The sequence below is a fragment of the Lysobacter sp. N42 genome, assembly GCF_004344885.1.
Genome location: NZ_SKFB01000079.1, coordinates 1 through 6,857, shown reverse-complemented (window position 1 = coordinate 6,857; position 6,857 = coordinate 1). Strand labels below are relative to the sequence as shown.

Genomic DNA, 6,857 nt, shown 5'->3' with positions numbered 1-6,857 from the left:
GGGTTGCTCTGACCCATTCTCGCTTCGCTCATTGCAGCGGGTGCAAAGCAAGCCGTGATGGCTGGTGCGAAGAGCACCCGCTGCGCACAGCTAACAAGTCGCTCAAGCCGACGCCGCTTCACGGCTTCGTTGATCCGGCCGGTGGCTCTGGCATCATCGGGCCCCTACCGTCGCGCCGCGGCGCGGCTTAGCTCTGGTGTTAGGCCCCGCATGTCGGATCGAAGTAAGCCAACCCATGTCTAGCTCGGGACGAGCAGCGCAGTTGTTCTGGTTCGCTGGCGGGATAATCCTCGCGTACATGGCGGCCCAGATCCTCTTCCGCGGCGTCGCCCACGGGGTTTGGACCCTGTCGTGGCGAGGGGTCAAGTTCGAAGGCGTCATAGTCCAACTGGTGTGTCTGGCGCTTCTGGTTATAGGTTTGGGTCTCGCCCGGTCAGCTTATGTAGCGCTCACCAAGGCGCGCAGGTGGAAATGAGGCGCGGCCACGCGCTTGCGTCAGGGCACTCCGGCCGAAAGAGGGCGGGGCCTAACAATTCGTCCAAGCCGACGCCGCTTCGCGGCGCGGCTTAACTCAGGTGTTAGCGCCCAGGAACGGGCTACGAGTCGTGGTGTTGTCACGTCGCAACTGAGTCTCTACCTTTCACGGCCGCATACATCGCAAGCGAGTTGCCATGCATCCTCGGCTCGGGCCCGGGTCACATGGCTGGCTCCACGCCGCGTGCCGCGCACACTCGGGTGTTACTTTCGCTTTCCCGCAGGTCCACGGCCCGCGTGCACGGCACCCGGCCCGGGCGGGTCTCCCGCGGTTGAACTAGTCGCTCTGCCCTCACCCTTTCGGTCTTGCGCCCCGCTGCGCAGCGCGCCCAGGCGGCCGTGCCCTATCGCGGGTCAGCCTGCCCGGCTCGCGGCCGGGTTCTCGGTCAGTGCTCTGCCGTGGCATCCTCGCTACCGGAAACTACCGTTCGCGCTCCGTCGTTGCTCGGCTGGGCGCTAACAATTCGTCCAAGCCGACGCCGCTTCGCGGCGCGGCTTAACTCAGGTGTTAGGGCCCTTGGGAAGCTCACACGTGTCGGCCGCATTGCTCCTGAGCATATTCGTCGCCTCCGCCTCAGCTCAGCCAGCTGCAGTGCTGATTCCTGCCGAGTCCGACGAAAGGCTCCTGTGGTCTTGCAGCCCAGAGGAACAGCGCCGGCTACGAGGGCTTGTCATCGCCGCGTCTCGTGGCCGGCATGCGCATCAGGCATGGCTCGTCGTACAGGAGTATCTGTGCAGCTCTTCGTCTGACACTCGGACCCTTCGTGACCATCTCCCCGAAAGGGTTGCGGTTGGCCACGACAACGCTTACAGCCCAGACCACGCGGAACTAGCTCCCGCTTCTGCGCTAAAGGCTCGTGGTGGCCGCGCGTGGGGCGCGCACGCTGAGAACACTGGCTCAGACATTCAACTCTCCTACGCTAGTAATGAGGTGTGTAGCGTCTGGGTTACCCTTCGGTATCGGCGGGCCTGACTCCTGGTGTCTGAGTACACGTCTTGTGTGTAGCACGGGCACGGGCCCTAACAATTCGTCCAAGCCGACGCCGCTTCGCGGCGCGGCTTAACTCAGGTGTTAGCTGTGCACGTGCCCTGGCCGTATTCAGCAGTGGCGCTCGAAGCTTCGCGTCGTCTTCGGCCACATCCCGCACCGAGGTTTCTCGGCCCGCGCCGCGCAAGCCTTGTCGTCTGCGGTATTCCATACCGCCCAGGAATGGCCGGGCGGCGCTCGGAACCATGGCCGACCGGATCCCACGGCTTCGGCGACGGCCGGGGTGCGGCTTTCGCCGGGTTGCTCTGGCCCATCCTCGCTTCGCTCACTGCAGCGGGCGCAGAGCCAAGGCGGTGAAAGTTCGCCTCGGCGGAAAGAGCACCCGCTGCGCACAGCTAACAAGTCGCTCAAGCCGACGCCGCTTCACGGCTCCGTTGCTCTGGCGGCCCGCTCTGGCATGATCGGCTCCGGATAGCCCGCCGCAGCGGCGCGGCTTAGCTCTGGTGTTAGGGCGCACATGAAGATCCTCGTTGTCGTGTTTCTCCCTGTGGCATTAGCTGCATGTGCTCACGGCCCATGGACCGGCGAGATGCCGGTTTTCCCCAAGGTGAAACCTGCTCCAACAGGACTCGATCAGGTATGGCTCACTGCGGGTATGAGCGGCAAGCTCGTCGTGGAGAACGGTTGCGTGAAACTGCGCGGACCCCGGGGAGGCAAAGCCAAGACCATTCTCTGGTACGAGGGAATCGAACTCGATCGTGACGAGAAGGGATTGTTCCTCCGTAATACATTCACCGGCGGTATCACCCGCTTCAACGAACCGGCGGGGTTTGGTGGCGGGGGTGCGCCGGAGGAGTTTGTGGTGGCAGAGTACCCGGAGGTAGCGCGGCGCTGCGGGGGCCCATATGCCTTCGGCTATCCAGGGCGGTAGGTCAGCCGGGTGCGCCCTAACAATTCGTCCAAGCCGACGCCGCTTCGCGGCGCGGCTTAACTCAGGTGTTAGCTGTGTACGTGGCCTGGCCGTGTTCAGCGGTGGCGCTCGAGGTTTCCCGTCGTCTTCGGCCACATCTCGCACCGAGGTTTCTCGGCTCGCACCGCGCAAGCCTCGTCGTCTGCGGTATTCCATACCGCCCAGGCGTGACCGGGCGGCGCTCGGATCCCTGGCGGCCCGGATCCTGCGGCTTCGGCCACGGCCGGGGTGTGGCTTTCGCGGGGGTGCTCTGGGCCATCCTCGCTTCGCTCACTGCAGCGGGTGCAAAGCCGAGGGGCTGCAAGTTCGCCTCGGCGGAAAGAGCACCCGCTGCGCACAGCTAACTAGTCGCTCAAGCCGACGCCGCTTCACGGCTCCGACCAAGCTGCCGCAGCTCTGGCATGATCGGCTCCGGATAGCCCGCCGCAGCGGCGCGGCTTAGCTCTGGTGTTAGCGCTCACACTGGTTGCGGCTGTTCTAGCGGCTCACTAGGCGGCGTGTCGTGTCGCAGCTTACAGCCGCATCGGGCGGCCAGTCTCTAGCCCGCGGTGAAAGCCCGCAGCCTCCGGATCGGTCAGTGCCCGCGGTGCAGCTTGGCTGGCGCATGCAATTCCGGCGTCGCGGCGGCTAGGGGCGCGAGCCATGGCAGAATCCAGGCTCGTGCGGTCCACGTCCGGCAGGTTCCTCGGCGTGTGATCGCTAACTAGTCGTCCAAGCCGACGCCACTTCGTGGCGCGGCTTAACTCAGGTGTTAGCGCCCGCAGTTGGGAGTCGGTATGCGGGGGTTTGCCCGTCGCACTCGTCCTTTTCCGCTCGTGTGTGGCGAGCACCGCAAGCACGTGGCCGTGCAGCGTCGCGTCGTGCCCGGCTGGTTCGCTGGCTCCACGCAGCGTGCCGCGCCGTGCAAACCGCCCGGTCACACCGTTGCAGCGCGGCACCCTGCCCGGCTGGATGCAGGCGGTTGTGGCACTCCCGCACCCAACTGACTCGGCTTGCCGCCCTGCTGGCGCAGCGCGGCCCGGCTGGCCGTGCCGCGTCGCCCTTGTCGCGGCCGGGCTCGCGGGCTACTGCCGTTCCGGGCCTGTCGTGGCATGCTCGCGTCCGTAAGTCTACGGAGGCGTCTGTCCCAAGCGGGCCGGGCGCTAACAATTCGTCCAAGCCGACGCCGCTTCGCGGCGCGGCTTAACTCAGGTGTTAGCGCCCGCAGTTGGGGCTCGGTATCCGGGGCTTGTCCGTCGCACTCGACCTTTTCCGCTCGTGTGCGGCTGGTACCGCAAAGCAAGTGGCCATGCACCGTGGCGTCGTGCCCGGCCGGTTCGCCGGCTCCACGCAGGCTGCCGCGCCGTGCAGACCGCACAGCCAAGCCGCTGCAGCGCGGCACCCTGCCCGGACACGTCTCGGCGGGTGTGGCAATCAGCTTGCCCTGCAGCATCGGCCCTGCCGCCCTGCTCGCGCAGCGCGGCTCGTTCGGCCGTGCCGCCTCGCTCCCGTCGCGGCCGGGCTCGCGGGCAGCTGCCGTTCCGGACAGGGCGTGGCATGCTCGCGGCCGTAAGTCTTCGGAGGCGCCTGTCCCAACCGGGCCGGGCGCTAACTATTCGTCCAAGCCGACGCCGCTTCGCGGCGCGGCTTAACTCAGGTGTTAGGCGCACAGATGATTTCCCATAAGCTCTTGAAGATTCTCCTCGCTGTGGCCGGCGCTGCCCTCATGGGCTGCGACCCGAACTCAAAGCCAACCTATGGGGAAGAAACCGGGCTACCCAAGAACTGCCGGGCAATCGTCCAAGCGAACATCGACGGCTACCGGTCCAAGGAGTACACGGCGGAGGAAGTCATGGACTCGCTGGAGCGCAATTGCGGCGCCGCAGGGCACTCATGGGGCCAATAGTGGAGCTGCGCGCAGTTCTGGGGAAAGGCTCACGTGCGCGCATCCGGCCTTGTGCGCCTAACAATTCGTCCAAGCCGACGCCGCTTCGCGGCGCGGCTTAACTCAGGTGTTAGGCCTTCTCTACAGGCCTTGCAGGCAGGCGAGTGATACTTTAGTGTCACTGCCATGCGCACCGAACTCGTTACTACCCTCAAGCGGCAGGCTACCGAGCTCCTCTCGGACCTCGAGCGCAGCCGCGAGCCCATCCTGATCACCCAGCACGGCCTGCCCAGCGCCTACTTGGTGGACGTGGAAACCTACGAACTCATGCAGCAGCGCATGGGCGTTCTGGAGGGCATCGCCCGTGGGGAGCAGGCCCTGGCAGAAGGCCGCTCCACCTCGCACGCCCAAGCCAAGGCCCGCCTCGCCCGATGGCTGAAGTAACCTGGTCCGAGCCGGCCCTGGCTGATCTGGAGGCTATCGCTGAGTACATCGCGCTAGAGAACCCGGCAGCAGCCTCCGAGTTGGTCCAGCGCGTGGTCAGCCACGTCGGCCAGCTGGCCGAGCACCCCGAGAGTGGGACCCGTATTCCCGAGCTACGCCAGTCCCGATACCGGCAGTTGGTGCAGCCGCCTTGCCGGGTCTTTTACCGCTACGATGGGCAGCAGGTCTTCATCCTCCACGTCATGCGCACCGAGCGGCTGCTCCGAAAGAGCAGGCTCGTGCGGGCTAGGCGGTCGAAGGCCTAACAATTCGTCCAAGCCGACGCCGCTTCGCGGCGCGGCTTAACTCGGGTGTTAGGCCTTGGGCGTAGCTTGCCACCCGTGCGCCAGTGGCGTATAGTCGCGGCGTGCTGACCATCATTGAATCGCCACTGTTCAGCCGGCTGTGGCCCGACTATTGGTCGGCTGAAGAGCACTTGGAGTTCGCCACCTACCTCGCTGCAAACCCCGAGGCCGGCGATGTCATCCCGCAATCGGGTGGCTGTCGCAAGATTCGGTGGTCGCGGCCTGGTTCAGGCAAGCGCGGTGGCGTTCGAGTCATTTATACGGTGTGGCTGGGGCATGGAAAGGTCGTCCTGCTCACCATCTACTCCAAGAGTGCACGGGACAATATTCCTGCGCATGTACTGCGCCAGATCGCGGAGGAACTGGGCCATGGTGAGTAAGTCAATTGCCAAGCGGGATGCATCCCGCAACATCGGAGAAGAGCTGCTCCAGGCCATCCGGGATGTGAAGGCCGGAAAGGCTGGAGCCGAGTATTCGGTCTCGGCCAACGAGGTGGTGGAAACCCGGCTCAAGTGTGGTTTGTCGCAGTCGGAGTTTGCAGCGGCACTTCATATCTCGCCTCGCACGCTCCAGCAATGGGAGCAAGGTCGGCGCCAGCCCTCCGGCGCGGCGGAAACCCTGCTTCGAATCGTGTCGCGTCATCCAAAGGTGCTGCGGGAGGTCATGCAGCCAAGGCCTAACAATTCGTCCAAGCCGACGCCGCTTCGCGGCGCGGCTTAACTCAGGTGTTAGCTGTGTACGCGGCGTGGCCGTATTCAGCAGTGGCGCTCGGGGTTTCCCGTCGTCTTCGGCCGCATCCCCCAACAGGCTTCACGGCTCGCGCCGCGGTTACTACACAGTTCGCGGTATTCCATACCGCCCAGGCATGACGGGGCGGCGCTCGGCAGCATGGTGGGCCGGATCGCGCGGCTTCGGCCACGGCCGGGGTGCGGCTTTTGCGGGGTTGCTCTGACCCATTCCCGCTTCGCTCATTGCAGCGGGTGCAAAGCAAGCCGTGAAGGCTGGTGCCAGGAGCACCCGCTGCGCACAGCTAACAAGTCGCTCAAGCCGACGCCGCTTCACGGCTTCGTTGATCAGGCCGGCGGCTCTGGCATCATCGGTTCCCTACCGTCGCGCCGCGGCGCGGCTTAGCTCTGGTGTTAGGCCCCGCACCCACCTAACTGGAGGTCGTATGTATCGCAAGGCATTGACAGCCGCTCTAGCAAGCATCGCCATCTCCGGATGCGCCACTGTTGCTGCACCCACCGCGCAAGAACTGGCCGCTGCCGATTACGGCCCGCCGATTAGCCAAGAAGACGCGGAGCGCCTAGCAAAGGAAGTCCTTTCGACGGTCTTGAAGGACCCGTATAGCGCCGTATACCAGTGCCAAGCCCCGGAGAAGGGGTGGCGTAACGACACCGTATTTGAGAAGTATCGCAAGCATTACGGATACGTCCTCAAGTGCATGGTAAACGCCAAGAATAGTTACGGCGGCTATGTTGGCGCCAAGCCATACGAGTTCGTGATCAATCGTGGCCAAGTGGTTGCCGCGTACGGCCAGCAGGATGCCGGGAGCGGCGTTACCTACATGGGCAAGATCAAGTAAGCGGGGCCTAACAATTCGTCCAAGCCGACGCCGCTTCGCGGCGCGGCTTAAGGAAGGTCTGAACAACTCCGCCCGATTGCGCGACAATGCCTCACCGTGATCGGGGTGAGTGCGATGCAGCTGTCGTT

Annotated in this window: 8 protein-coding genes; all 8 read left to right on the top strand. The window is 64.9% G+C overall.

Annotated elements, in window-relative coordinates; genetic code table 11:
- Positions 1-191 (top strand): hypothetical protein (locus EYQ95_RS26650; protein WP_207916689.1); only part of this gene is annotated, 191 nt, incomplete at its 5' end.
- Between the two features lie 1,848 nt (positions 192-2,039).
- On the top strand, positions 2,040-2,453 hold the full coding sequence (locus EYQ95_RS25530) for a hypothetical protein (protein ID WP_132331918.1): 414 nt from the start codon (positions 2,040-2,042) through the stop codon (positions 2,451-2,453).
- A gap of 1,690 nt (positions 2,454-4,143) precedes the next feature.
- Entirely contained in the window at positions 4,144-4,377 is a 234-nt protein-coding gene (locus EYQ95_RS25525) for a hypothetical protein (protein WP_207916686.1), read from the top strand.
- A gap of 165 nt (positions 4,378-4,542) precedes the next feature.
- Entirely contained in the window at positions 4,543-4,800 is a 258-nt protein-coding gene (locus tag EYQ95_RS25520; protein WP_132331914.1) for a type II toxin-antitoxin system Phd/YefM family antitoxin, read from the top strand.
- Positions 4,788-5,105: a type II toxin-antitoxin system RelE/ParE family toxin gene (locus EYQ95_RS25515; protein ID WP_132331912.1), complete on the top strand. Its 318-nt coding sequence runs from the start codon at positions 4,788-4,790 to the stop codon at positions 5,103-5,105. Before EYQ95_RS25520 ends, EYQ95_RS25515 begins: the two co-directional genes overlap by 13 nt.
- Before the next feature lie 101 nt (positions 5,106-5,206).
- Positions 5,207-5,524, top strand: coding sequence for a transcriptional regulator (locus tag EYQ95_RS25510; RefSeq protein WP_207916683.1), 318 nt, complete (start codon positions 5,207-5,209; stop codon positions 5,522-5,524).
- A complete protein-coding gene (locus EYQ95_RS25505) occupies positions 5,514-5,864 on the top strand; it encodes a DNA-binding transcriptional regulator (RefSeq protein WP_132331910.1) in 351 nt (116 codons plus the stop codon). The genes EYQ95_RS25510 and EYQ95_RS25505 overlap by 11 nt, the downstream gene beginning before the upstream one ends.
- Positions 5,865-6,315: 451 nt before the next feature.
- A complete protein-coding gene (locus EYQ95_RS25500) occupies positions 6,316-6,729 on the top strand; it encodes a hypothetical protein (protein WP_132331908.1) in 414 nt (137 codons plus the stop codon).
- The last annotated feature ends 128 nt before the right edge of the window (positions 6,730-6,857 follow it).

What these genes read in the sequence shown, in the direction of transcription:
- EYQ95_RS25530 (WP_132331918.1), top strand. Translation starts at nt 2,040, where the DNA reads ATGAAGATCCTCGTTGTCGTGTTTCTCCCTGTGGCATTAGCTGCATGT.
- EYQ95_RS25525 (WP_207916686.1), top strand. Translation starts at nt 4,144, where the DNA reads ATGATTTCCCATAAGCTCTTGAAGATTCTCCTCGCTGTGGCCGGCGCT.
- EYQ95_RS25520 (WP_132331914.1), top strand. Translation starts at nt 4,543, where the DNA reads ATGCGCACCGAACTCGTTACTACCCTCAAGCGGCAGGCTACCGAGCTC.
- EYQ95_RS25515 (WP_132331912.1), top strand. Translation starts at nt 4,788, where the DNA reads ATGGCTGAAGTAACCTGGTCCGAGCCGGCCCTGGCTGATCTGGAGGCT.
- EYQ95_RS25505 (WP_132331910.1), top strand. Translation starts at nt 5,514, where the DNA reads ATGGTGAGTAAGTCAATTGCCAAGCGGGATGCATCCCGCAACATCGGA.
- EYQ95_RS25500 (WP_132331908.1), top strand. Translation starts at nt 6,316, where the DNA reads ATGTATCGCAAGGCATTGACAGCCGCTCTAGCAAGCATCGCCATCTCC.